This is a genomic window from Nocardiopsis deserti (assembly GCF_008638355.1).
In the GTDB taxonomy this organism is placed as follows: Bacteria; Actinomycetota; Actinomycetes; order Streptosporangiales; family Streptosporangiaceae; genus Nocardiopsis; species Nocardiopsis alborubida.
Window position 1 is genome coordinate 130,804 of sequence record NZ_VWVS01000014.1, and the last position, 25,021, is coordinate 155,824.

Annotated in this window: 12 protein-coding genes, 1 tRNA gene and 1 pseudogene; 5 read left to right on the forward strand and 9 right to left on the reverse strand. The window is 63.9% G+C overall.

Going from position 1 to position 25,021, the window contains the following annotated elements; genetic code table 11:
• Positions 1-85: 85 nt before the first annotated feature.
• A complete protein-coding gene (locus FYW99_RS19115; RefSeq protein ID WP_150253389.1) occupies positions 86-319 on the reverse strand; it encodes a hypothetical protein in 234 nt (77 codons plus the stop codon).
• A 565-nt stretch (positions 320-884) separates the two neighbouring features.
• Here FYW99_RS19115 and FYW99_RS19120 point away from each other — a divergent pair.
• Complete coding sequence (locus FYW99_RS19120) at positions 885-2,360, forward strand: tyrosine-type recombinase/integrase (RefSeq protein ID WP_150253390.1); 1,476 nt, start codon at positions 885-887, stop codon at positions 2,358-2,360.
• A gap of 114 nt (positions 2,361-2,474) precedes the next feature.
• Here FYW99_RS19120 and FYW99_RS19125 read toward each other — a convergent pair whose 3' ends face one another.
• The 3 genes from FYW99_RS19125 to FYW99_RS19135 all read right to left on the reverse strand — a co-directional run bounded on the left by FYW99_RS19125 (position 2,475) and on the right by FYW99_RS19135 (position 6,241).
• Entirely contained in the window at positions 2,475-5,432 is a 2,958-nt protein-coding gene (locus FYW99_RS19125) for a tetratricopeptide repeat protein (RefSeq protein ID WP_150253391.1), read from the reverse strand.
• Complete coding sequence (locus FYW99_RS19130; RefSeq protein ID WP_150253392.1) at positions 5,429-5,857, reverse strand: hypothetical protein; 429 nt, start codon at positions 5,855-5,857, stop codon at positions 5,429-5,431. Before FYW99_RS19130 ends, FYW99_RS19125 begins: the two co-directional genes overlap by 4 nt.
• A 303-nt stretch (positions 5,858-6,160) precedes the next feature.
• A tRNA-Arg gene (locus tag FYW99_RS19135) sits at positions 6,161-6,241 on the reverse strand.
• A 975-nt stretch (positions 6,242-7,216) separates the two neighbouring features.
• On the opposite strand from FYW99_RS19135, the gene FYW99_RS19145 reads away from it, so the two are divergent.
• The 3 genes and pseudogenes from FYW99_RS19145 to FYW99_RS32430 all read left to right on the forward strand — a co-directional run.
• Positions 7,217-7,642, forward strand: coding sequence for a hypothetical protein (locus tag FYW99_RS19145; RefSeq protein WP_150253393.1), 426 nt, complete (start codon positions 7,217-7,219; stop codon positions 7,640-7,642).
• Positions 7,635-13,094 carry an NACHT domain-containing protein gene (locus tag FYW99_RS19150; protein WP_150253394.1) on the forward strand — a complete coding sequence of 1,820 codons (5,460 nt, stop codon included), beginning with the start codon at positions 7,635-7,637 and terminating at the stop codon, positions 13,092-13,094. Before FYW99_RS19145 ends, FYW99_RS19150 begins: the two co-directional genes overlap by 8 nt.
• A gap of 107 nt (positions 13,095-13,201) precedes the next feature.
• Positions 13,202-13,579: pseudogene (locus FYW99_RS32430) on the forward strand (hypothetical protein); the annotation flags it as partial.
• A 534-nt stretch (positions 13,580-14,113) separates the two neighbouring features.
• On the opposite strand, the gene FYW99_RS19160 reads toward FYW99_RS32430, so the two are convergent.
• Positions 14,114-14,257: a helix-turn-helix domain-containing protein gene (locus FYW99_RS19160; protein ID WP_150253395.1), complete on the reverse strand. Its 144-nt coding sequence runs from the start codon at positions 14,255-14,257 to the stop codon at positions 14,114-14,116.
• Positions 14,258-14,540: 283 nt separating this feature from the next.
• On the opposite strand from FYW99_RS19160, the gene FYW99_RS19165 reads away from it, so the two are divergent.
• On the forward strand, positions 14,541-17,066 hold the full coding sequence (locus FYW99_RS19165) for a DEAD/DEAH box helicase (RefSeq protein WP_150253569.1): 2,526 nt from the start codon (positions 14,541-14,543) through the stop codon (positions 17,064-17,066).
• 317 nt (positions 17,067-17,383) lie between these two features.
• Here FYW99_RS19165 and FYW99_RS19170 read toward each other — a convergent pair whose 3' ends face one another.
• The 4 genes from FYW99_RS19170 to FYW99_RS19185 form a co-directional block, all read right to left on the reverse strand.
• Complete coding sequence (locus FYW99_RS19170; protein WP_150253396.1) at positions 17,384-20,527, reverse strand: type I restriction endonuclease subunit R; 3,144 nt, start codon at positions 20,525-20,527, stop codon at positions 17,384-17,386.
• A complete protein-coding gene (locus FYW99_RS19175) occupies positions 20,527-21,687 on the reverse strand; it encodes a restriction endonuclease subunit S (RefSeq protein WP_150253397.1) in 1,161 nt (386 codons plus the stop codon). The genes FYW99_RS19170 and FYW99_RS19175 overlap by 1 nt, the downstream gene beginning before the upstream one ends.
• 80 nt (positions 21,688-21,767) lie before the next feature.
• Positions 21,768-23,513 (reverse strand): type I restriction-modification system subunit M, encoded by a 1,746-nt coding sequence (locus FYW99_RS19180; protein WP_150253398.1) that lies wholly within the window; start codon positions 23,511-23,513, stop codon positions 21,768-21,770.
• 461 nt (positions 23,514-23,974) lie between these two features.
• Complete coding sequence (locus FYW99_RS19185; protein WP_223839232.1) at positions 23,975-24,991, reverse strand: hypothetical protein; 1,017 nt, start codon at positions 24,989-24,991, stop codon at positions 23,975-23,977.
• Between the last annotated feature and the right edge of the window lie 30 nt (positions 24,992-25,021).

Sequence of the window (25,021 nt, forward strand, 5' to 3'; positions counted from 1 at the left end):
GCCCGCCCCGCCCGCCTCCACGGGCGCTCTACTCGTGCGGTATCCCTTCCTTCTTCGCCTCTGTCTCAGTGAAACTTTTTCGGCTTCATAGTGAGAGATAAAACTGATCCATTGTTCCTGTGTAGAGCCCAAGATCGACCAGCTCCAGGCGCTGCATCTCATCGTTCCTTGTTGATTCCTGCCGCGTGTTTTTTGTTGTCACGCGTTGTGCTTCGCGCGGCCTCGTCTGCCAGCGGTACGCGGCGGCGGAGGCTGAGCCGTGTAAGGCCCTGAGGTCGGGTGTCGCATCTTCATCGGGTGCGTCTTCATAGGGGTTCATCAGGGCGAAAAGGCCCACGGCAACGAGGAGGAGAGGCGGAGGCGTGGCAGGAAGGAGAAGCATCGCTCGGGAACGGGGCGGTTCGCGGCGGGTTCCAGGCCCATGGTGTGGCCCCGGGCCGTGGACGGGTGGCGTGGGGCTGTCAGCGCCCCGACGTCGGCCCCACCGCGCGGCAGGGTTCCGGTCGTCCTGGGGCGGGCTGGTCGGGGCGGACCGGCCGTGTGGTGGGCACGGTAGGGCCCGCGTCGCTGGCTTCCGGGTCGGTCCTGGTCAGGGCGGTGGCAGGAACGGGGCGATGTCGGGCGTATCGGATGGGCGGGCGGGGGTGTGCACCCATCGGACGACATTTCTGCTGAATCCGCTTGACCACCTCTACGAGGTCGAGCGTGGATGCGTGGTGCCCCGTCACACGCGGGGCCGCGCACTGTATTCGCGCAGTTCAGAGGTGGTAGCGAGGTGGGTCGTGTGGGTGTGAGTACTTCGGTCACGGTGGCCGAGGTCGGCTCACTGCTGATGGTTGGCGGGTGTGGTGTGCGTGGGGAGCGAGACGAAGGTGAGGCCGTGCATGGCCGCGCGTGAGGGGTCCACGTTCAAACGGTGCGGATGCCGAGACGAGAGCACCGGTAGGGCGCTGGGGACAAGGTGTCCGCAGCTCAAGCGCCGGACTGGGGGCTGGAACCCGGCCCATGGGGCGTGGGCGTTCCAGTACGAGCTTCCCCCGACCAGTGAGGGTGGGCGCCGCCAGGCCCGACGGGTCGGCCTGGCTTCCCAGGAACAGGCCCGTGCGGGGTTGGAGCACGTCAAGGCGTTGATCGGCCTGGCGGAGAAGGACCCCACGGTCGAAGCGCAGATCGCTGACCTGGTCCAGGCGGCGTTGAAGCAACGCCGCCCACTCCCGGACCTTCAGGAGGTGCACAAGCGGGTGGCGATGGCGGTGGACGTGCGCACCGAACCACCCACCGTTGAAGTGTGGCTGGGGGAGTGGTTGAAGGGAAAGCCCGATCTGGCCGCGGGAACCCGGGCCTCCTACGCCGGCCACATCCGCACCTACCTCGCCCCGCACCTGGGTCGGCTCCGGCTGGACAAGCTCCAGGCCCGTCACGTCGAAGCGATGTTCGCGGCGGTTGAGGAAACCAACGCCCACATCCTGGAGTGCTGCGAGTCCGATGACCCTCAGGTGCGGGCCTCGGTCAGGGGGCGCCGGGTGATCTCGCTGTCCACCAAGCACCGGATCCGCGCGACTCTTCGGAGTGCGTTGTCCGAAGCCGTCAGGCGTCCGGATCTGCCGGTGTCGGTGAACATCGCCTCGCACGTACGGTTGCCCTCCTGTCCTAGGAAGCGTCCGCTGGTGTGGACTCCGGACCGGGTGCGCCAGTGGGCCAAGGACGGCACGGTGCCGGGAGAGGTCATGGTGTGGACCCCGGAGCAGACCCGCGCTTTTCTGGTGCACGCGAGGAAGTACCCGTGGTTGTATCCGATGTTCCACCTGATCGCCGTCAAGGGCCTACGGCGAGGAGAAGCGGTCGGGCTGCCCTGGGCCAACACGAGGTTGATAGACGGGCAGATCGACATCCGTGTTCAGGTGGTCCAGTTGGCGTGGGAGACGATCACCTCCACCCCCAAGAGCGCAGCGGGCCAGCGCACCATCACTCTGGACGCCGACACCATCAAGGTGTTGCGGGCTTGGAAGCGGTTCCAGAACGAAGCCCGCCTCAAGGCCGGAGCAGGCTGGACGGACAGCGGTCTGGCCTTTACCCGGGACGATGGTTCGGGGTGGCATCCGGGGCAGGTCAGTGACTGGTTTCTGCGCATCGTCAGGGCTGCAGGGTTGCCGCCGATCACGTTGCACGGGCTCCGCCACGGGGCCGCCTCACTGGCGCTCGCGGCCGGGACGGACGTGAAGATCGTGTCCAGCGAGTTGGGGCACGCGACCACGCACTTCACCCAGGACACCTACCAGTCGGTGTTCCCCGACGTGGCCAAAGCGGCGGCCGAGGCCACCGCCGCACTACTACGCGGCACATCGACTGCGGTCGGGTAGCCGAACCGGCGAGCACACCGGGAGCCGCACAGCACCACCGACCCCAGGCCTGTCCACGGGTTCACCCCTGCTGGCCTGGGGTTTCCTCGCGTCCGGGACCAGTAACCGATCGGATCAAAGGTCCCCTGGTTCGGCTCGTGCTTCAGACAGTTCGTTGCGCCAATGACGCAGGACCTCCTTACTGGCTTTTGTGTGGGGGTGGTGGGGGCCGAGAACGCGCAACTGGTCGCTGACGAGGGCAGAGAGGAGTTCGACGGCTCTGACGGTGTCACCAGACCTATAGGTCCACGTGGCGAGGTTGCTGCGGTTGACCAGGACCTCCGGGTGGTCGGGCTCCAAAAAACGTAGGAGGTCGGTCAGGAGAGCCGTGCAGGCTTGGACGGCTCCGGAGGTGTCCCCGGCTTCGTCCCGCCAGAAAGCGAGGTTGTGGCGTGTAGCAAGGGTCTTGGAGTGGTTTGGGCCGAGGACACGCAGGCAGTCGGTGAGAACGTCTTCGTAGACCCGGGCAGCTTCGAGAGGGTTTCCAGCCTTACCGTGCACAGAAGCGAGATTGGCTTTGGTGATGAGGGTGTGGGGGTGGTCGGGGCCGAGAACACGCAGGCAGTCGGTGAGGAGTTTTTCGTAGGCCTGGGCGGCTCTGGCCGCATCTCCGGCTTCACCGAGCCATCCGGCCAGATTGATGCGGGTAACCAGGGTGTCGGGGTGGTTTGGGCCGAGGACGCGCAGCCGGTCGGTGAGGAGTTTTTCGTAGGCCTGGGCGGCTCTGGCCGCATCTCCGGCTTCACCGAGCATGGAGGCGAGGCCGTTTCGTGTGGAGAGGGTGTCGGGGTGGTTTGGGCCGAGGACGCGCAGCCGGTCGGTGAGGAGCTCTTCGTAAGCCTGGACGGCTCTGGCCGCATCTCCAGCTTTACCGAGGCTGTGGGCGAAGTGTGCTCTTGCCATGAGGGTGTCGGGGTGGTCGGGGCCGAAGATGCGTAGGCGGTCGGCAACAAGGTCCTCATGGATTCGGGTGGCTCCGACCGTGTCTCCGGCTTCACCGAGCATGGAGGCGAGGCCGTTTCGTGTGGAGAGGGTGTCGGGGTGGTCGGGGCCAAGGACACTCAGATGGTCGGTGAGGAGTTCTTCGTAGGCCTGGACAGCTCCGACCGCATCTCCCGCCTTGCCGCGGTGGTAAGCGAGATTGGCTCTCGCGGCAAGGGCCCAGGGGTGTGTGGAGCCAAGGACGCGCAGGCAGTCGGTGACAAGGTCGTCGTAGGCTCGTACAGCTCCGGACAGATCGCCGGCTTCACCGCGCCACCCTGCGAGGTTGTTGCGGGTGATGAGAGTGTCGGGGTGGTTTGGGCCGAGGACACGTAGGTGGTCGGTGAGGAGCTCTTCGTAGGCTTGGGCGGCTCCGGCCGTGTCCCCGGCTTCACCGAGCATGTGGGCGCGGCTGGATCTCGCGGTGAGTGTTTGGGGATGCTCTGAGCCGAGATGCTGGCGGGCTGCCTCGGACATGTGCTGCCAGTAGGTCACAGCCTCCTCCACTTGACCGGCTGCTCTCAGACTGTGGCCTGACCGGAACAGCACCCTGTGTCCCTTCGGCTCCCACAACCACTCTTCACTACTCCGACCCTCCACTGAGTAGTGGCGACGTAGTGCGGCGGTGTTGCTGCGAAGCTGCTGTGTCAGAGATGTGTCGCGTTCGACCTCGGGCCACACCTTGACAAGGGCGTCTGCCAGAGCGCGCACGCCAAGACGGTCGGGGCAGGTGGTGGTGTGCTCCCGGGTGGCGCGCTGTATCAGTTGGTGGGCTCCAACGAGGACTTCCCGAGGCTCTTCTCCACCTTGTCCGGCGGACGGGACGGTGGTGCGGGTGATCAGGTTCAAGCGGCGCAAGTTGGCCAGGGTGGTGCGGATTTCATGCGCGGTCAGTGCGGTAGTCGCGGGTGGGGCCTGGGATGAGACCACGGGACGGCTCAGTGCATGTCTGAGTCTTGCCAGTAAGCCCTGTGTCCTTCGGTCGGGCGGGGTGGGGATGGTGACCGTATCGCGGGTGTGGTGGGGGGCGAGGTAGTCGAGCACCGGCGGGGCGGTGAGTACGCTTTCGGGAATGGCGGTCCCGTCCAGAAGAGCGATCAGCCCCATCAGGGGGCGGGCCACCCCTCGGGGGGTGAATGCGTCGGCTTGAGCTAGGGACAACTCCCAGGTCGCAGCCAGAGGTACGGGGTTTTCCCAGTTGGGGAACACCTCGTCCAGCGTGCGTATTCGGCTATGGAATAGTTCCAGGTAGGCCGTACAGCCCATCTGGAGTTCGGCCATATAGGCGACCGCCTGCCCCAGTGCCAGCGGCAGATATCCGAGATCGCATGCGAGGGAACCCCGCTCCGTGGTGGTGTGGGTGATTCCTGCTTCGTTGAGGGCGCGGATGAGAAAGGCATGTGCTTCGTCGGGGGTGTAGACGTCCACATCAAGCAGGTGGCGCCCCTGGGTGGTCAGAGAGTGATCACGTCGCCGTGTGGTGACCAGAACACGGCCATGGGGTTGGTCGTGAGGGGGCCACAGATCCCGCACCTGGGCAGGGTCAACCAGGTCGTCCCACACAATCAGCCAGCGCCGGTTGTGATGCTTGTTGGGATCCTGCAACCAGGTGAGGAAGAGAGCCGCAACCTGCTCGGGGTCCTCAGGGATGGTTGAGAAAAGCTGGCGGGCAGCTTGGGTGTAGGCGTAGGTGATCTGGTCACGGGTGGAGGCGTTGGCCCACACAAGTACGTCCACCCGTTGGTCGGGGGCGGTGATGTCGCGGAGGGTGCGGGCGTGGTGAGCAGCCAGTTGGGTCTTGCCGACCCCGCCGGTACCAGAGAGGACCTGTCGCAGGACGACGGTTCCGAAGTCGTTCAGCGCGGTGCTGAGGTGGTCGGCGATGGTGCGGTGCTGGTAATGGGCGGCCTGTTCGGGGATGACGCCCACCCGGATGGGCCAGTCCACCTTGTGGGCCGTGTAGTGGTGGTGGACCTCCTGCTTTCCGGTGACCGGGCCGTAGAAGATGCTGTTGCTGAAGTCGATGTGGTCGCCGTTGTAGAAACTGCTCACCGGTCGGACCCCTGCCTGCCGTTACCGGGCCCGGAACGGAAGCGGTTAACCTGCTTGCCGACGATGCTTCCGTGGAAGGTGCCGTTTCGGAAGTCCAGGTGGTCGCCTCCGTAGGTGGTGTTCTCCATGTACGTATCCCGGCCCTGGATGAGGGTGGCGCCGGAGACGTTTCCGTTCACCGTATTCACGGTGTTGCCTTCACTTTCCGGAGTCGGGGATAACGCCGCAGGAGAGGACTTGGAGGTGGCGGCCCAGGCAACGGCAGTGACGATCAGAGCCAGGGCGGCAGTGATGCCCGCGGCCCATGAGGCGGCCTCCCATCCGTCGCGTGTGCCGGGACCACCCCCGAGCCACAGTCCGGCGCCTAACGCGGCCGGGACCGCGACGCTTGCCGTTGCTGCCCAGATCCACCTTGCCTTGCTCATGTGACCGATTGTGGCGCGTGAAGCCCTGTGGGATAAGGGGTTTGGAGCGAAACGGCCGTATGTGGCCTGTAGGGGCATCACGGCATACGACCCCGGACCGCGCGCGTCAGGGCGGCTATGGGGCGCTGATGGGCGGACACGGTGCGCGCACGTAGGGTCACGGAACGGCAAAGTGCTCCGCGAGGTGGCCCTCCACCTGTACTGACCTTGTACTAGGGAGCACACATGGAGCACAAACGGCCCGGATTCGGGCCCCGCACCTTGCCTGTTCGACTCGCGCGCCCCGTCTGACCTGGGATTTTGTGGCGCACCCGGCAGGATTCGAACCTGCGACCATCGGATGAGAAGTCCGGCGCTTTCGTGCCTCTACGTGCTACAGGGTGCCGTTTCGTCCCTATCTATCCGATCATCGCCATCGTTTCGTGCTAAGGGGTGCCGCTCGGTGTCGTCCCAGTCCGGAACTGCGGAGCATAATCGGAGCACACACCGGCCCCTGGTGGCGTCCGATGGCACCTCGCGAGATTCTTGCGAGGTGATTCCAGCTCCACCGCGTCTCCTGCCTCTTCTCACGGGAGTGACTGGCGGCGGCCTCAAGTCTGGCGACCCAGCCGAGGTACCAGTCCGTGAACCCGCCCCGTGCGCCTGGAGCGCCCAGGGGGCGAAAGCCACCCTCGGCCGGGAAGCCGTCGACCCACATGCTGCCACGCTCCGGACCTCTCACGACGAGCCAGACGAAATGGCCACAGCCCTCGTGGCTCAGGCACAGCGCTCCGGAGGCGAACCAGTCGAAGAGTTCGTCATCGGCCTCCCGCCACAGGCGGTACGCGGCCTCGAACGCCTCCGGCGTCTCGAAGCCGGACCGCACCGGTTCCCGGCCCTCATACTCGGCCAGGCGCTGGGCTCGTTCCTCCACTGTCTGAAAGGCGACTGCTAGGGAGTCGGACTGTGTCTCCTTACCCGGGGCGGTCCATTCCCACCCCGTGTCCGTTCGACGCAGGGTGCTGAGCCCGTACCCCGGCCCGGCGCCGCCGGCGCCGACCTGCAGGAGGAAGCCTTGGTAGTCTGCGGGCAGCGAGACGCCGTACCGCGTCTCCGCCTCAGCGACCTGCGGTTCCAACAACGGAGCGGCGAGCCAGAAGCGGTGGCTCGTCACTCCTCACCGGTCCCGGGCTCTGAGGACATCGCGCGTCCGGTTCGTACGGGCCAGGGCCTCGATTCGCTGAGGGACATCGCTCCACGTTGATAGGCGGGTTCTCCGCGGTCTTTGTATTTCCTGTCCCGAAAACCCCTATGGTGCGGCGGCGAAGGCTAAAATAACCGTCCGACTCGATAAAACGGACACGAGGGAAGGTGGCGCCGGTGCTCCCCGAGACGTTGGTGGCGTTGGCAGCGGCAGGCGGTACGGCTCTCGTCAGTGCGATGGCCAAGGACGGCTGGACAGCGACGAAACAGGGGTTTCTCCGGCTCGTCACCCGGCACACACCCGAGGCGGCCACTGAGCTCGAGGGGGAGCTGGACCGCGGTCACGCGGAACTGGTGGCGGCTCCGGAACCCGATCTCGAGCGCACGCGTGCGATGCAGGCAACACAATGGCAGGACAGGATCGCGCGCTTGCTCGAAAAGGCGCCGGAAATGGAACCGGAACTCCGGAAGTGGATTCAACAGAGTCCCATAGCTTCCATCGGCGGCTTCACACAGACGGCGACCGCCAAGGACGACGCCCAGCAGGCGGTACTGGGCAACGGCGTGCAGAACGTGACCTTCCAGAAGGGCAACCGTGAGTGATGGCTTCCCCTTCGAAGTGACGCCGAAATCCGGCTCCGAGAACCAGCACGCCCAGGCTGAGGGTGCGGCCCAGCAGGCCGTCCTCCACAGCGGGACACAGAACGTCTACTTCGTTGCCTCACCTGACCCGCAGCCCGAGGCCGCCGTCGCGGATGGTCGGGTGCTGCCGTCCGCGCTCACCGGCCTGATCCGGGCGGTCTGTCAGGTGACCGACGACCTGCCCTACCCGCTCCCCGGATACGACCGCCCCTCGCTGTCGGGTGTGTACGTTCGGCAGAGCGTGAGCGCTCCCCTCGATCTGCGCCCGGTGTGGGAGGAAGAGAGCGATCCCGATGAGGTTGAGCTGATCGAGCAGTACCGCAAGGCCTCCCGGTTGGCCCAGCCCTTCGAAGAGGTTCTCGACCAGCACGACCACCTGGTGCTGGAAGGGGCGGCCGGGCTCGGCAAAACCACGCTCGGATACCAGCTCGTGGGCAGCCTTGCACGGTCCCTGCTCGATGATCCCGAGCCCGGAGACCGCGGTTCACTGGTTCCCCTGGTGCTCCCCGCACGGGTGCTCGCCACCCACCTGTGCCCCGGTTGGGGCGCGACGGTCCAGGCCGCGATCGCCGCTGAGTACGGGGGCATTTCCGACGGCGAGGTAGCCGAGGAGATCTTCGGCGGGACAGTCGGCGGACGCCGGTGGCTGATTGTTGTGGACGCCCTGGACGAGATCCCCGACCAGACGGCGCGCGAGCGCCTGCTCACCAAGCTGGCCGCGCACATGGCACAGCCCCGCCCACCGGTGCGCTTCGTCATCACCACCCGCCCGCTTCCCCCAGGTGAGATCGCCCGGCTGCGCCGTGGCCCACAGGTTGGCTTCTTCGAATTGCTTCCCTTCGACCGGGACGCGCTGATCCGCTTCGCGCAACGGTGGTTCAACGCGCAGGACACCCCGGAGGGGGCCCTAGCCACCGAGGGCTTCCTGGAGCAGGTGCAGGCCTCGGGCCTGTCCGGGATCGTGGAGGTACCGCTGCTCGCTTCCGTCGCTGCGAGCGTCTACGCCACCCGCCGCGACCGGCTGCTGCCCGCCAGTCGGTTCGAGCTTTACGAGAACTACATCAGTATGTACGCGCAGGCACGTGCCGAAGCTAACACGGGCAAGGATGAGCGCGAGCGGAGCCGCGAGGAGTCCGCCCTACTTGACTGGCTCGACCAGCACCGGGTGGAGATGCTGGAGCTGTTGGGCACCGCCTACGTCAGCCGGGAGACCCCGCTGTTGGAGGTCGTCCGCCAGCGGCTGGACTCGGAGGCCGAGGACGCACCAGCACCGATCGGGACCTTCTGGGAGAGCACCGTCATCGACTGGCTCTCTCGTACCGGCCTCGTGGTCCTGCGCGGCGGTCGGCCACGCTTCCTCCACCAGACCTTCGCCGAGCACCTCGCTGCCTCAGCAGGGGCCAAGGCGCTTCCCGAAACCTTCCTCCCCGAGCAGGAGCCCTGGGAGGGTCTGATCCGCGGTTTGCTGTTGGGGGACGAGGGCGCCGAGCGCACAGTGGTGCACCACTTGCACCTCACCGCCTCCCGAAACGGGCTCCTGGCATGGCTCCAACGCGCGACCTACAGCCATCGTGAACGCGCCGTGGCTCTAGTCGCGCAAGGCGTTCCCTGTGACGACCAGCGGCTCGGCGTCCACTTGGACTTCATCGCGCACAGACTGTCCACCGACTACGCCGAGGACCTGGCCTCACTGGCCTCACTGGTCCGGCGACCGCAGGTACAGGACCGCCTCCGCGCGCTGCTCGAGGACGACCTCGTCCGGGCCGAGGCGAAGATCAAGATCATCGAGATCCTGGGGGCGCGGTCCCCGCAGATCTGGCCACGCAGCACAGAGCTCTTGGGCGGCTACACGGGTACGGAGCACCCAAGTGCACTCCGTCTGGCGGCGGCCCGTGTTCTGGCGAAGCTGGGTCGCAGGCATCTGCACACTGCCACCTGCGTCTTCCGCGATTTGGCCGGTGATGAGTCACGTGCTGATCAGGAGCGGTTGGAGGCGGCCGAACTGCTCGCCAAACTGGGTCCGGAGCACCGGGCGGAGTCGGTCGCCACCCTCCGGCAGCTGACCGACACCAGCAACCCCCTGCGTAAGAAATGGACCGCCGTCACCCTGGCCCGGCTCGGCGACGAGCACCGGGAACGTGCGGCCGAAATCCTGGGCGAACTCGCCGTCGACACCGCTCTGCCGGAGTGGCAGCGCCGCGACGCCGCCGAGGAGCTGGCCAAGCTGGGGCGCGAGCACCGCGAGACCGCGGTGGCGGCCCTGCGTGCCTCAGCCGACGACCCGTTTCTCGACGCGGCTGACCGCGCCCTCGCTCTTACGGCGATCGCCTGGATCGCCCCGGAGACCTGGGAGGACGCGGTCGAAGCTCTGATAACGGTCGCCTGCGGGACACAGCAACGCCCGCACCAGCGGTTTCGAGCGGTTGAGAGTCTCGCTCAACTCGGTGGTGAACAGCGGAGCGGACTGGCAGCCATGCTCTCCGATATCGTCGCTGATCCGCAATCGGATACCTTCGATCACTTCGCCGTCGCCAAGCAGTTTCTGGTGCTGGGACCTGAATGGCGACCGCGAGCTGCCGAGGTCTTCCGCCTCGCAGCGGAGGTCCCCAATGAGAGCTTCCGTGACAAGCGGATCAATGCGGCCATGGAGTTGGCCAAACTCGGGGACGAGAACCGGCACCGGGCCGCCGCCGCGCTGCACGGGATGATGACCGACCGGACCATTGAGCCCGACGACCGTGTGAAGGCCGCGCAGACACTCGCCGGTCTGGGAGAAGTGTACGTACAACAGGTCCGTGAGCACTGTGAGGAACTACTGAACCACCCTTTTGCGTCTCCCGAGGACAACGTCCTGGCCCTCAGCGTGCTGCACTCGCTCTCCCCCGACAACCAGGCCGTTCTGGCCACCGCCATCAAGGGCGTTGTCGGTCGTGCGAACGTGGATGGAACCTCTCGCATTCTGGGTGGCGGGGTACTGCGCAAGCTGGGCGGCCTGCACACCGACCGAGGCGGCAGGTTGCTGGCCGAGGCCTGTGAGGATTCGACCCTCACCCCGCAAGAGCGGTTCACCTCCGCGGACCTCCTGCTGGAATCCGCGGCCGCACCCCGGACGCCCGCCGTCAGCGCATTGCTGCGCATGTCCCAAGACCCAACCTTCAAGCCCAACGACCGGCTGGTCTCCCTCCGGCGACTCGCGGATCATGATTGTCTCCCGCCCAGCGAGATTTTCGACGGGGCACTGGCAACCCTGAAGGCACAGCAGAGCGACATCAACTACATCCTGGTGACATTGGAATCGCTGGGAAGCCGCAGATCGGATCTGCACGACCGGTACCTGGCGTGCGTGCGTGATCTGACTAGGGATCAGACACGGACGTACCAGGACCGTCTCGCTGGTGTCGTGAGACTGGCAGCGTCGCAGACCCCGGACACGGAGTCGCTGAGCCTTGTCACCTGGATGGCGGGTGCGCGAGGACAGGGGATGGGCCGCATTCATGCCGCAAAACTCTTGTACACCCTGGGTGGTGAGCATGGTGCGAACGCGGTGCGGTTCCTGGACTTGTTGGCTGGAGACAAGATGGAAGATACCTCCATACGGTCTCGGGCCCTGTTGGCACTCGCGAGGATTCATCCTGATCGGCGCTCTGACATCGCCAATCACCTTCTCGAGCTCTTGGAGCAGGATGCACGCGAGCAACATCTCAACTTCCCCCAGAATTTGTTCGAGGCTTTAGCACAACTGAACTTGACCGCGAATCCGAGGGTGGCGGCAGCCCTCAGTCTGATCTCGGAGGACCTGAAAGTCTTCCCTGAGCGGAGGATCGATGCGACGATGGCGCTGGCCCGTTTGGGCGGCACATACCGCGAAGCCGCAGTGATGACCCTCCAAGCGGTCGCCAACGATGAGTCCGTCGCCCCGAGTGCCCGGTGCCGTGCCGCTGCTGAACTGGCCTTCTGGACAGGTACCGACCGTCAGAACGCCATCGCCGCCCTGACCTCTCTCGCGACCGATCAGCGACGCTGTGGAGAGCATCGTGTCCGAGCAGCCAAAGAACTGCGGAAGCTGGGTACGGGACCCGCCGAGTCAGCAAGCGATGCCCTGATCAAACTGGTCACCGAGTCCGATGTGGATCTGTGGGAGCGGATCGGCGCAACGGACACATTGGTCGTCATGGGGCCGCGTGCCCGACACGAGGCCGGGAAAGCCCTCATCCAGATGGACAGTGCATCGTGTAGCCCGCTGCAATTCGCGCTGACACGGGTCAGACTGGCTGCCCTTGATAGCCGGTACGTTGCAGAGGCGTACGAGAGGTTGACCTCCGCCGCGGCCGACGCCGACCTGCGTGCCTGGGAACGACAGTGCGCCGTAGCCGGACTCTTGCAGTTGAGCCACCATCACCTCGAGCGCGCCGCGGAGCTGCTGACCAATCTGGCGCAGGATGATGGCCACACCCTGTGGGAACGCAGGCAGGCGTGTGAGGCACTCGCCTGCCTCGGTCCAGGGCACCGCCGACTGGCCGTCACCATGTTGGCGGAGCCCTCTACACCTGGAGAGGGCACGCGTGTATGGGAGATCAGTGAAGCGGCCAGCGCACTCGCGGAGCTCGACGCGGGGCACACTGGCGAAGCCCACGCATTGATCCTCTCCCTGGGTGAAGACCGGACGCACAGCTTCAACGAGCGGATACACGCCTTGGAGTTGCTTGTCGAATCGGGTTCTCCAACCACCGCGACCGCTCTGGAACTGTTGCTACAGATCGTCGCCGAACCGGATGCCGATGCTGAAGAGCGGATTAGCACCCTCATTCGCCTGACTCAGCGGGAGCGGAGCCGGGTGCGGGCACTGGATTTACTGCGCGACATCAGCCATGACCAAGAGGTGCCGAATCTCGCCCGTCTGTGGGCCGCAATGATACTCTCCGGCAGCGATCCGGGGCTACGCGAACCGGCTCTGTCATCGCTGGGAGAGTTCGTACAGGATTCCGCCCACAGCATTTACGAGCGTGCCCTGGCAGCGGGCCTGTTGACTGAGGAGGGGAGAGAACAGCACCGCCTGGCACTGTCGGTCCTCGACGCCTTTACTCAGGACCTGCGGGCCCGCCCGATCGAACGGGCCTATGCGGAGCACATACTCGCCCATTATGACCAGAGCCGGTGGTACATCGCGGATGCGGAGATGGTCCGTGCCGCCGACACCACGACGGACCCCGACGACTTGCGTGGGTTGCTTGCGGCCATGGCACAGTTCGACCAACGTCATCTGTGGGCATCGATGTGCGGACTCCGAGAACTCGTGGTGGACCACTCAGCTGCCCCAGGGGTGAATTTGCGGGCCGCATCGGACATCGCCGATCTGCTTGACAGCGGTAACAGGGTGAACAGATTCGCTCCGCCCTGCGGTGACTTCCGCTGACGACCATGGGCGTTCCCCAATGTGTCTCGTGCTGGGTGTGATGGAGGGCATGTTGGGTGCCGGGATCGCCTCCCGTCACTTGTCTTCTTCGAGCATGTCGGTGTGGGATGAGACTGGACGCGGAGGTGGTGATTGTGTCCGGGTCTGGTTCGGTGTTCAAGCGGTGTGGGTGTCGTTTGCCTGGTACCTCGAGGAAGGTCGGGGGCAGCTGTCCGCGGTTGCGGTCTCGCGGGCATGGGAGCTGGTACTTTTCGGCCGAGTTGGAGCATGTTCCGGGTCGGCGGTGCCGGGTGCGTCGTGGTGGGTTCGCTTCCCGGGAGGCAGCGCGCGCGGCGCTGCGCAGGGCCCAGGGTGTGGAGACAGATGCGGCAGGTCCGGTGGTGTGGACGGTAGGGGAGTGGCTTCAGCACTGGTTGGAGACTCGGACCCGCTTGCGGCCGCGCACCAGGGTCGGCTACGGCGAGTACATCGACCGCTACCTCAAGCCCTCGCTGGGCGCAGTGCTGTTGGAGGAGTTGACGCCTGCCCAGGTGCAGGAGGTGTTCGATGCGATCTCGTGCCGCACCACCCCGGTGGGGGATCGGCTTTCCCCGGCGATGGTGCAGCGGATCCGCGCCACGTTGCGGGCGGCGTTGAACACCGCGGTGCGTGAGCGGTTGCTGCCCTCCAACCCCGCTCGAGGCCTGCGGTTGGAGCCGGGGGGTGGAGTTGAAGGTGGTGCAGGCGATGTTGGGGCACGCGAGCATCGTGTTGACCGCGGACACCTATGCCAGTGTCCTCCCGGAGGTGGCGAGGGAGGCGGCGGAGCGAACGGCGTGGTTGGTGTTGCGGGACGCTGGGAGGACCGGCCGGCATACGAGGAGCCGGGGTCGGGATGGTCGCCGGGGCCTGGTGCTGGTCCCACCTGGGTCCCACCCTGGACCCACCGGCAAGACGACCCCCTCAGGCTTTGGCCAGGCAAGGCTGTGACCTGGGGTTTTGTGGCGCACCCGGCAGGATTCGAACCTGCGACCATCGGATTAGAATTGCCAGGCGCGGTGCCAGTGGTTGACCGCGCGGTTGGTGACACCGAGTATCTGAGCGATCTGGCTGTCGCGGAACTGGCCCTGCTCGAACAGAACGGCGGCGGTCATCCGGCGGTGCTGTTGTTCGGTGGCGTCCATGGTGGCCTCCTGAAATTGCTGGTCATAAGAGTCCTACCCACCTCGCAACAGAGAATCAAACATCAATCAGTAGTGTCAATTTCAGTGCGGCTTCCTGCCCGATCTGCGAGAATGGAGATGGCGAGTACGATCGCCAAGTCTCGTGAGTCGCTTCAGGGATCGGTAGGCCAGCTCGCGGTGTCAGCTGCCAGCTGTTCAGCCGCGTACCGCTCGTAGTAGTCGCGTGACCATGCGACGATATTTCCCCGCACGCGTCGCGTGCATGTTTGCGAAGGTGGCACTGATGCCGATCCGTTGGGATGAGATCAACCCGCACAAGGGCACACAACTCACGCGCCCTCGCGAGATCTACGCCTCGCTCCAGGATCGCAAATGGCCCCGGCTTCGCCCGGAGCAGAACGAGGTGCTGGAAGCGTGGTACGACCGTCGCACCGAGCCCGACCTCGTTCTCAAGCAGAACACCGGTGGAGGCAAGACACTCACCGGTCTATTGATTGCCCAATCGAGCCTGCATGAGGGCATGGGGCCAGCCGTTTTTCTCGTGCCTGACAAGTTCCTGATCCAGCAAGTCGTGGATGAGGCGAACGACGCCAAGATCGCAGTCACTACCGACACAAGCGATGAATCGTTCCGCTCGTCACGAGCGATCCTGGTCACAACATTCCATAAACTTCTCAACGGGCGCAGCACCTTCGGTGTACGCGGCGTGAAGAGAGTAATTCCGCTCGGCGTTGTCGTCATCGACGATGCACACTCCGCCCTCAACGCCACCGCCGGTTTGTTCGCGACGTCCATCCCTTCCTCATGCGATGCGTTCAAAGACCTCATCAACTTGTTCGCCGCCGAACTACGGGACCAGAGCCCCAAAGCCTTCGCAGAGATCCGGCTAGGTGGTTTCGGCTCGCCAATCCGGGTCCCTCCCAAGGCTGTTGCGGACCGGGCCGAGCAAGTCCTGAGTGTCATCCAGCCATACACGAACGACGATGACATCGGCACCTTGTTTTACCCATGGTCGTTCGTGGCTGACTCGTTGAAGCTCGCGACGGTTACGGTCACCTCCAGGAACATAGAGATCAAGACTCCCTGTCCAGAGGTCTCATTGATTCCGGCATTCCAGCAGGCGAAGCGCCGGGTGTACCTCACCGCCACACTCGAGGACGAGGGCGTGCTTGTCACTGAGCTCGACGCTGACGCCGAGGCAGTGCGCAAGCCAATCACTCCAAAGCAGGCATCCGACCTGGGGGATCGGATCATCCTTGCTCCACTGTCTATCAACCCTCAGCTTGCGGACACTGCGATCCATCAGTTGGCACGCGACTTTGCTGACGGCAACCGCGGCGCAGGGGCGAGCACCGAGCCAGTCAATGTGGTGGTGCTTGTTCCCGGTGACCACTCAGCAAAGCGCTGGGAACGTGTTGCCGATGAGACGTTGCATGTGAGGGACATGCAACCTGTCATCGAGCGTATGAAGGACGGTGAGCATGTGGGCGTCGTCGTACTGGTCAACAAGTACGACGGAGTAGACCTACCCGGAGATGCGTGCCGACTGCTGATCGTCGATGGCATCCCTACCCCACTCACACCCCACGAGCAGCGGGCCTCTGCAGCGCTGATCGGGTCGATGGCCTTCAAAGCACGCGAGGTGCAGCGGATCGAACAAGGTATGGGGCGAGGGATCCGAGACGTGGGCGACCACTGTGCCGTGCTGGTTCTCACCAGCGACGCGGCACTTACACTCCGTGATCCACAGCTCCGAGCGTTCTACTCGCCAGCCACACGCGCTCAGATCGAACTCAGTCAACAGCTTGCAGAACAAATCAGGGGCGAAGGTATCGAGTCGATCGCCGACCTCCTCGATATCTTCCTGCAACGTAAAAACGAGTGGGTCAGCAGGAGTCTGGAGACCACCGCCGACGTCACCTACGACGCAACAGGGAACGTCACCGAGCTCGCAGCCGGCCGCCGGGAAGCCTTCAACCGCGCCGTGGCCGGCGACATCGACGGTGCCGTACTTGTCCTACGGGCAGCGATCGATACGGTGACCGATCCCCTCGTGAAGGGCTGGTGCCTGGAAGAACTGGCGGCCTACGAACACCACGTCAACCCCGTCGCATCCCAGGGGACTCTGGCCGCCGCGCGCAGGATGAACCCTGCGGTGCTCAAACCAGCAGTGGCACCCTCCCGTAAGAAGATCGCTGGGCCTGCGGTCCAAGCCCAAACGGCAGCGATATACCTCAACGAGCATTACAATGATGCTCGTACGCTGGAGCTTGCTGTGGCATCACTATTCGACAATATCGTCTGGGGCGTCGAACATGCCGCGGATCTCTCAGAAGAGCAGTTCCGATTGCTGGGACTTCACCTTGGGTTCGGATCGAGTCGGCCAGAGAAAGAAGACCGAGATGGCGGTCCAGATAACCTCTGGGCGTTGTCTACTCAGCAGTATGCCGTCATCGAGTTGAAGACAGATATTTCGCGCGACAACCCTGTAATCATCAAGAGCGAGGCGGGACAGCTCACTCACTCGATGACCTGGTTCAGCAAGCGCTACCCGGAGGCATCAACGCCGACAGCCGTACTTGTTCACCCGTCGGATGAGCTTGATGCCCAAGCTCACGTACCGTCCGGAACGCGTATCATCACCAAGGTTCAACTCGATAGTCTGCGCGTAAAGGTGGAAGCCTTTGTCAAGCAGCTAACCGCCGGTGCTTCATGGTCCGACCCGTTGGAAGTAGCTGCTGCTCTTGCTGAACACAGTCTCACGGCCGAGCAAGTCCTATCCCGACACAGCAAGCAGATTCGCCGGTAATAGATAGATCCATCGAGGGCGTGTTCGGTGGATCTTGAGTGGTGTGTCTCGTACCGGGTCTTGTGGAGCAGTTTTTCTGGAGCCTCAGGACACGGTGCTTGGCTGTCTCTTCTCGAACTCTGCGGGTGTCAGCCAGCCGATCGTCGAGTTTCGGTGCTGCCGGTTGCGGAAGATCTCCAGATACTCGAAGAGCACGTTGGCCAACTTTAGCTGAGTCAACTACCTGGGGCAGACCGGAGATGGGTCATGGATGGATGCCGTGCTCGCAGTATTGTCGTGATCCTCGACTTGATACAGCGACCGCTTCCTTCCAGGGGCTAAGAATCAATCTGTTGATCGACTGCTGCTTCGTAGAAGGCATTCGCGAGGGCGACGATGAGCGCGTTGGTGGCTGGCCCGTCGGTGAAAAAGTAGTCAGCCATCGTGTTGTGGGCGCCCTGGTTGTCCGCGACCGCCTCCGTGACGGCTGCTTGGAAATCCGGTGACTCCAGGAACTGCTTCTTGGAGTTCACCTTGGTCTGGTTGATCAGGTTCGGGTCGGCGAGCAGCCGCTGGACGAGCCCCTGCACAAACTCCCGGACCTGGTACTCGGCGAACGATTCGGCGCCGAAAAGGTCGTTCATCTTGTCTATGACGACCTGGAGCGCGACGTACTTCGGGTCCTTCTTCGCTCCCGTGCCGGCGGCGCTGATGCCCTTCAGTTGACCGTCACCCACGAGTGAGATGTCGACCGGGGCAGCCTTGCTGTGCTTGACCCCGACCAGCACCACGTCCGAGAGGTCGATGTCGGCCGCCCAAGCGGACTCGGCGATGACTTTCTCCAGCAGGCGCAGGAAGATCGAGAGCATCTCCATGTAGGGATCGCCATAGTCGACGATCTGTGACATGAAGTCATAGAGGCGTACGTAGGTGGAGACGTCCTTGCGGAAGAGGTCGAGCGCCTGGAGCGTGACCTTGTCCCCTTCCTCGATCGCCCGCGCGTAGCGGCGCCGGAAGTCGTGCTGCGCGGGGCTGATCGCCGCCGAGAGCGCGTTGTTGCCCTTCCGGGTCACCCACAACTCGGCGACCTTACGAACGTCGTCCTCGGTGTAGATTCCGGCCTGGGCGAGCTTGTTGGCCAGGTGGATGACGACGTAGGGATCGGTTTCCGTCTCCAGGGCCGCGTTCTTGAAGTACGGCTCGAAGGCCGCCTTGATGTCCTCGGGCTTGTTGGCGAAGTCGATGACGAAGGTCTTGCGCTTCTGCTCCCCACCAACGGTGCGGTGGGTGCGGTTGAGACGCGAGAGCGTCTGCACCGCGGTGACACCCGACAGCTTCTTGTCGACGTACATCGCCGAGAGCAGGGGCTGGTCGAAGCCGGTCTGGAACTTGTTGGCGACCAGCATGATCTTGTACGTCTCGCCCTTGAACGCGGCCGCCAGATCAGTCCCGGCGCCGGGGTTCATGTTGGCCTCGGTGAACTCGTCATCCTTTGACGGCTGCGGGCCCCAGTCGCTGTGCCAGGTCTCGTCCTCGGGCATCGTCACCCCAGAGGAGAAGGCAACCAGGGTGCGGTAGTTGTACGAGGCGTCCTCGGCGCTGCGCCTGGCGATGTAGGCGTCGATGGCCAGCTTGTACTTCACCGCGGACTTGCGCGAGTCGGTCACCACCATCGCCTTTGCCCTGCCTTCGAGGAGATAGGCGACGTTGGCGTGGAAGTGCTCGACGATGATCCGTACCCTCTGGCTGATATTCGTCGGGTGGAGCTGCACCCACCGCATCAGACCCTTGCGGGCGGCGGCCTCCTCGACCTCGCCTCCGTCACCGCTCTCGGCCCTGCCAGCGATCTTCAACGCAGTGTCGTAGGACTGGTAACCCTTGAGTACGTCGAGGATGTAGCCCTCCTCGATCGCCTGCTTCATCGAGTACAGGTGGAACTCGCGCGGCTTGCCGTCGGGTCCCTTGCGGCCGAACAGTTCAAGCGTCTTGTTCTTCGGCGTAGCGGTGAAGGCGAAATAAGAGATGTTCTCCGACTCGGCCCGCTCGGTCATCTCCGATGCCAGCACCGACTCCACATCGACCTCGCCACCCTCCTCGATCTCCTTCACCTCCTCAGCGGTCAGCACCTCCTTCAGCTTCGAGGAGATCTGACCCGACTGGGAGGAGTGCGCCTCATCAGCGATGATGGCGAACCGCTTGCCCCTCAGACCAGCGTCGCTTCGGATCTCATCCAGCGCATGCGGGAAGGTCTGCACCGTGACCGCGATAATCAGCTCGCCGTTCTTCAACGCCTGAGCCAGCAGACCCGACTTCGACTTCGCGCCAGCCTTACGGACGTCCTCGGGGCTGATGGTCGCGACGATCTTGCCGGTGCCGTCGATCTGCCGGATCGCTTCCTGCAGCTGGGAGTCGATCACGGTACGGTCCACGACCACGATGACCGAGTCGAAGACCTTCTGGTCATCGACATGCAGCCGGGCCAGACGGTGGGCCGTCCAAGCGATGGTGTTCGTCTTCCCTGACCCGGCCGAGTGCTCGATCAGGTACCGCTGCCCGACGCCCTCCTCCTTCACCGCGTCGACGATGTTCGTGACGGCTTCCCACTGGTGGAACCGAGGAAAGAGCAGGCTCGTACGCCGCACGGAGGTGCCGGTAGTGACGTTCCACTCTTCCTTGGTCTGCACGATCATCAGCCGCCCGATGATGTTCAGCCAGGCGTGCTTCTCCCAGACCCGTTCCCACAGGTATGCCGTCGCCGACCGTCCGTCTGCGCCGGGCGGGTTGCCAGCACCGCTGTCGAAGCCGAGGTTGAACGGCAAGAAGTGAGTTTTCGCCCCCTCCAGCCTCGTAGTCATCGCCGCTCGGTCGTTCGAGACCGCGAAGTGCACCAGTGCCCGGTGGCCGAACGACAGCAACGGCTCTGGCCGCCCGTTCGTCAACGGAGTGCGGTGTTGCTTGTACTGGTTGATCGCCTCGTCCAGTGACTGGGTGAAGTCGGTCTTCAGCTCCACCGTGGCTACCGGGAGCCCGTTGATGAAGAACACCAGATCGATACTGCGCTGGTCTGCGGTTGAGAAGCGCACCTGCCGGACAACCCGCACCCGCATCGCCTCGTAGTGCGTTGTCGTGGTCTGGTTGAGCGACGTCTCCGGACGGAACTGCGCCATCTTCAACCGGCCGCCGCTGATGTACTGCACCCCGTTGCGCAGGATGTTCAGTGTCCCGCCGCCGTGCTCCAGTGGCTTGTCCAGCGCCGCGGTCAACACGTCGAGGAACTTCGCTTGTGAACCTGCCGCCTTCAACGCCTTGGCGTACGCAGTTTTCTGTGTCTCTTCCAACCACGCGAACAGGTCTGCAGGGAACAGCGCCCGCTCCCGGTCGTACTCACCGCCGTCATGGTCGTTCGCCGAGTACAGCCAACCCTGAGCTTCGAGGTACTGGCAGATCTCCCTTTCGAAGGCCTCCTCGTTGTGGTCGGCCATCACGCCGCCTTTCGTACGTCGATCTGCCCCGTCACGGCCGCCATGATCAACGCTGACCGCCGCTCCCTGGAGAGTTCGATGAACCGCTCGGTTTCGGCGATCAGCGCGTCGATCTTTGCAGTCTCATTATCCAGGTACGCGACGATGCGCCGCTGTTCACTAAGCGAAGGAATCGGCACCGGGAGGGCGCGAATGGCAGACACGTTGATTCGTCGGAACGTACTCCCGATCATGGCGCTCTCAACCGCATGTCTAACCTCGGTCCCGATCAGCGCATAGCGCAAGAAAGACGAGTCGATATCCGTTTTCCGACGTAGAAGGACAGTCTCCTGCCCAACTGCGAACTCGGGCAGGTAAGAATTAACAACTGAAACCAGCCCGACCGAGACGTTTCGTATGAAAAGCAGATCTCCCGGACGGGGCGCCCGCCCCGAAGCCCTGAGGTGATCGAAGAACTCTGCTGTCGTGTAGTTGCATTCTGATAGATCTACCGTGGCGCCCTGACACTCGCGGATGCTCGCCACCGGATAGCGGCGATCGTCGTCGACAAACTCGGCGGTCACATGGGCGCAATCGATAACGTCGACGACTCTGCGGAGTTGTGTCCGCACGGATGTCGCGTCTAGAACGGCATGTGAGATGACGGCTGCACGGCGCTCGTGGAGTATCTCGATCAGCCGATGTTGCTCCTCTATGAGCGTGTCGATGCGGCTCGTCTCGGAGGTGAGATAGTCTGCGATAGCGCGCTGCACCTCCACTGGCGGCAGCGGGATCGGAATCCTGGCTAGCTTCTCTGCCGTGAGGTGCGGCATTGAGACAACGTTGGAGTAGGCATGGATGAAGCCGCTAGCTCGCAGTGCGGTCAGATAGAATGATATGAAGCGGCCGTCAAAATCTCTAACTGGTCGAAGCCGGTTGATCGAGTTCTGGAACCCCCAGCCAGGAAGATCCTGGTTGACATACGCGGCACGGCCGAACCCGCCCTGGCCGCCCTCGACAACGACTACGTCGCCCCTGTGAATGCTCAAATGCTCCAGTTCGGACTCGCTGAACCACATCTCTTTCATATCGGCGAGGGCCAGCACGCCATCAGGCTGTACATTCGCAGCGCGCATGTAGGGCGCACGTACGTCATTGCCCGAGTCCTTGCTCTGCAACATCTTGCCGAGTGTGACTATCGCAGCATTCTTGACCTGGCCTGTCAGCCACCCATCAGGCAAGACGTTCCAGAGAGGACCCTTCACTGCTCCACCTCTCGCAGTAGACCAAGGATCTTGGCGACCTGTTTCTCCAGGTCGGCGTCGATATCGGCGAGAGGGCGGGGCGGAGTGTACCTGTAGAAGTGGCGGGTGAAGGGAATCTCGTAGCCGGTTTTGGTCTTGACCCAGTCGATCCAGGCGTCAGAAACGTGCGGCCTCACCTCCGCGTCGAAGTACGCCTGGATGACTTCGCGCTTCCCTGCCGCGCCAGCGGTTGAGCCGCCGTAGGTGAAGGGCACGTTTTCAGTGTCACGCTTCTTCGAGTCGGGTTTTGGGTGGCCCTTACGGTCGACGACAAGGTTCCCATCCTCATCGAACAGGGGGCGCTCGACGGTGATGGTCCAATAGCCGAACTCATCATTGCGCAACACCTTGGAGCAGTCAGGGTCAGCGTCCTCGAAGTCGGCGTACAGTCGCACGACCTCGGCGCGGTCATGGTCGCTGATCTCGCGTCCCTTGGATCCGAGGCTTTTGCGCATCTTGGTCCAGAATGACGTGCCGTCGATGAGCTGTACCTTGCCCTCACGGTCGGAGTGCTTGGAGTTGTCAAGGATCCAGATGTAGGTGGCGATACCGGTGTTGAAGAACATGTTGGTTGGTAGGGCGACGATCGCCTCGACGAGGTCGTTCTCCAGTAGCCACCTGCGGATGTTGGATGGGCCGGATTCGGCGGCGCCGTTGAAGAGCGGCGAGCCGTTCATGACGATGCCGACGCGGCCGCCGCCGTCCTCGGGTGCACGCATCTTGTGAACCAAGTGGAGCAGGAAGAGCATCTGGCCGTCCGAGGCCGCAGGGAGTCCAGGTGCGAAGCGGCCGTAGGGGCCAGCGGAGTCGCGCTCCTCCTTGATCGACTTGGCGTACTGCTTCCAGTCCACCCCGTAGGGCGGGTTGGACATGCAATAGTCGAACTGGCGGCCCTTGAAGGTGTCGTCGGTGAGCGTGTTCCCGAAGGCGATGTTGGTCGCGTCGTGTCCCTTGGCGAGCAGGTCGGACTTGCAGATGGCGTATGACTGTGGGTTGTACTCCTGGCCGTACAAACTCAGCTTCGCATCAGGGTTCTCGGCGAGTAGGTGTTCCTCTGCCAAGGAGAGCATGCCGCCGGTACCGGCAGTGGGGTCGTACAGCGACCGGATGATACCGCCCTCGGTGAGGTCGACGTCCTTCTCCGCGAAGAGAAGGTCGACCAGCAGTCGGATCGCATCGCGCGGCGTGTAGTGGTCTCCAGAGGTCTCGTTCGCGGCCTCGTTGAACTTGCGGATGATGTACTCGAACGCATCCCCCATGTCCGCGTTGGAGACCACGTCGGGATGCAGATCGACGGCGCCGAAGGACTTGACGATCTCGCGCAGGAGCCCGGCCTTCTCCAGGGCCAGGATCTCCTTCTTGAAGTCGAAGTACTCGAACACGTCCACATCGGCGGAGAACCGGTCGACGTAGTCAGCGAGGTTGTCCGCGAGCCCGTCCGCGTCGGCCAGCAGGTTCGCGAACTCGTAGTTGGAGGTGTTGTAGAACGTCCGCCCCGTGGCCTTCTTGACCTCGACCTTGAGCCGGTTCGGATTCTCGTACCTCGCAGCCAGCTCCCGTACCGCCGCACGATCGGGCTCGAGGATGCAGTCGAGCCGTCGCAGGATGGTGAACGGGAGGATCACTGTCCCGTACTGGTTGGGGCGGTAGGGGCCCCGGAGCTGGTCAGCAATTGACCAGATGAAGCTACCGAGCGTGCTCACAGGTTCCTCACGACTAGCAGTGCCGATCACTTTGTTAGAAACAGCAACCATCGTCCCATGGTCCAGATGTGGCCCCCTCGGCGTGCTCTTACCGATCGGCTCGGGTCGCTGGAGGCGTTGGTGTGTCAAGCTTGCCTCCCAGCACTCGCCTTCTCTGAGTACTGCTGCTTGGGATGAGACTGGGCTTGGAGATGGCGATCATGTCTGGGCCCGGTTCGGTGTGCAAGCGGTACGGCCGCTGTGGGGCTGACAGAGTGAAGGCGCGGGAGAGTGGGTGTCCCCGTCTGTCGCAGCGGGTCACGGGAGCTGACACTTCTCGGTGCGGTTGAATCTCCGGCTTGGGGAAGACGTTGGGTGCGTAAGGACGGTTTCGTCTCCCACGATGCCGTTCACGTGCGTCTACGCCAGACCAGGGAAACACACGCAGGTCCCCGTAGCCTTTCAGCTACGGGGACCGTGTGTCATGTAAGAACCGAGTGATCACCGAGTCTTTGGCTCGCTTCGCTGATTGCAGCGCAGAGTTCGTGGAACAGCTGCTCAGGGAGGGTTTGCCTGCCAAGGCCGGAGGATTGGAGTACAGGGATCAAGCTACCCATCTGATCGGATGAAAGCTTCCCGCTCCATGTGGTGAGCAGGTCTCGGGCCGCGTACCCGTCCTGTGCGCGGACAACAGTGGAGACCAGCTGCGACACGAGAACAGAAGCGTCTCCCCGAAGGCTTTCGATGAGCTCCGCTGTAACGATCCTAAGCCTGGTAGTGAACACGACCTGACGGCTCTCGACGGCACGAACACGGTTCAGGACCGTCTCCGTATCGTCGGCTGTGGCATCACCGAGCCCTTCGTGGCACCACAAAGCCAGGACCGCCTGGACGGCTCTCTCCCACGGTCCCCGAACCTCGCTGTCCTCGGCCATGGCCAGCGCAGTTCTCGAATTGCCTTCAGTGAGCGCGGCGATGACGGCGACCTGGCGGCCGTCGAAGAGACGGTCACCGATCCCGCCGTGTTGCCGGGCCTGCTCAGCGGCCTCCTGCCATCTGCCTTCAGTAGCCAGAGCCCGCATCCCGTCTCCTAGACACACTGTCCATAGCCAACGGTGCAGCTCTGCCCGGTCCTCGTCGGACGAGATGATCCGATCCAAGGGGAGCTCGTGGCCGTCGACCACGGTGGCCTTGGCCGCACGTAACCCTTCGCGCAGGGCGGTGAGCATCGCGAAGGCTGCTGTGCCGTTGCCCGCGCGGATACGGAGCCGAGCCAGGTTGACCACCGGTTCCAGGGCGCGTTGGGCCATGGCGGTGTTCAGAGGTAGGTGCGTCAGGTACGCGTGTGCGTGTTCCCAGCACCAGTCGCGGGCCAGGTCGGGCAGCCCGACGTCGGAAGCGAGCAGCGCCGCGCCGTTGTAGACCTGCGCGGCGGCGGCCAGAGCCTCCTCACCCGATCCGGAACGCGCAACCTCTCCCGCTGTGGTGAGTCGTTCCACGCGCGCGTTCAGGCTGTCCGCGGGCGGGCG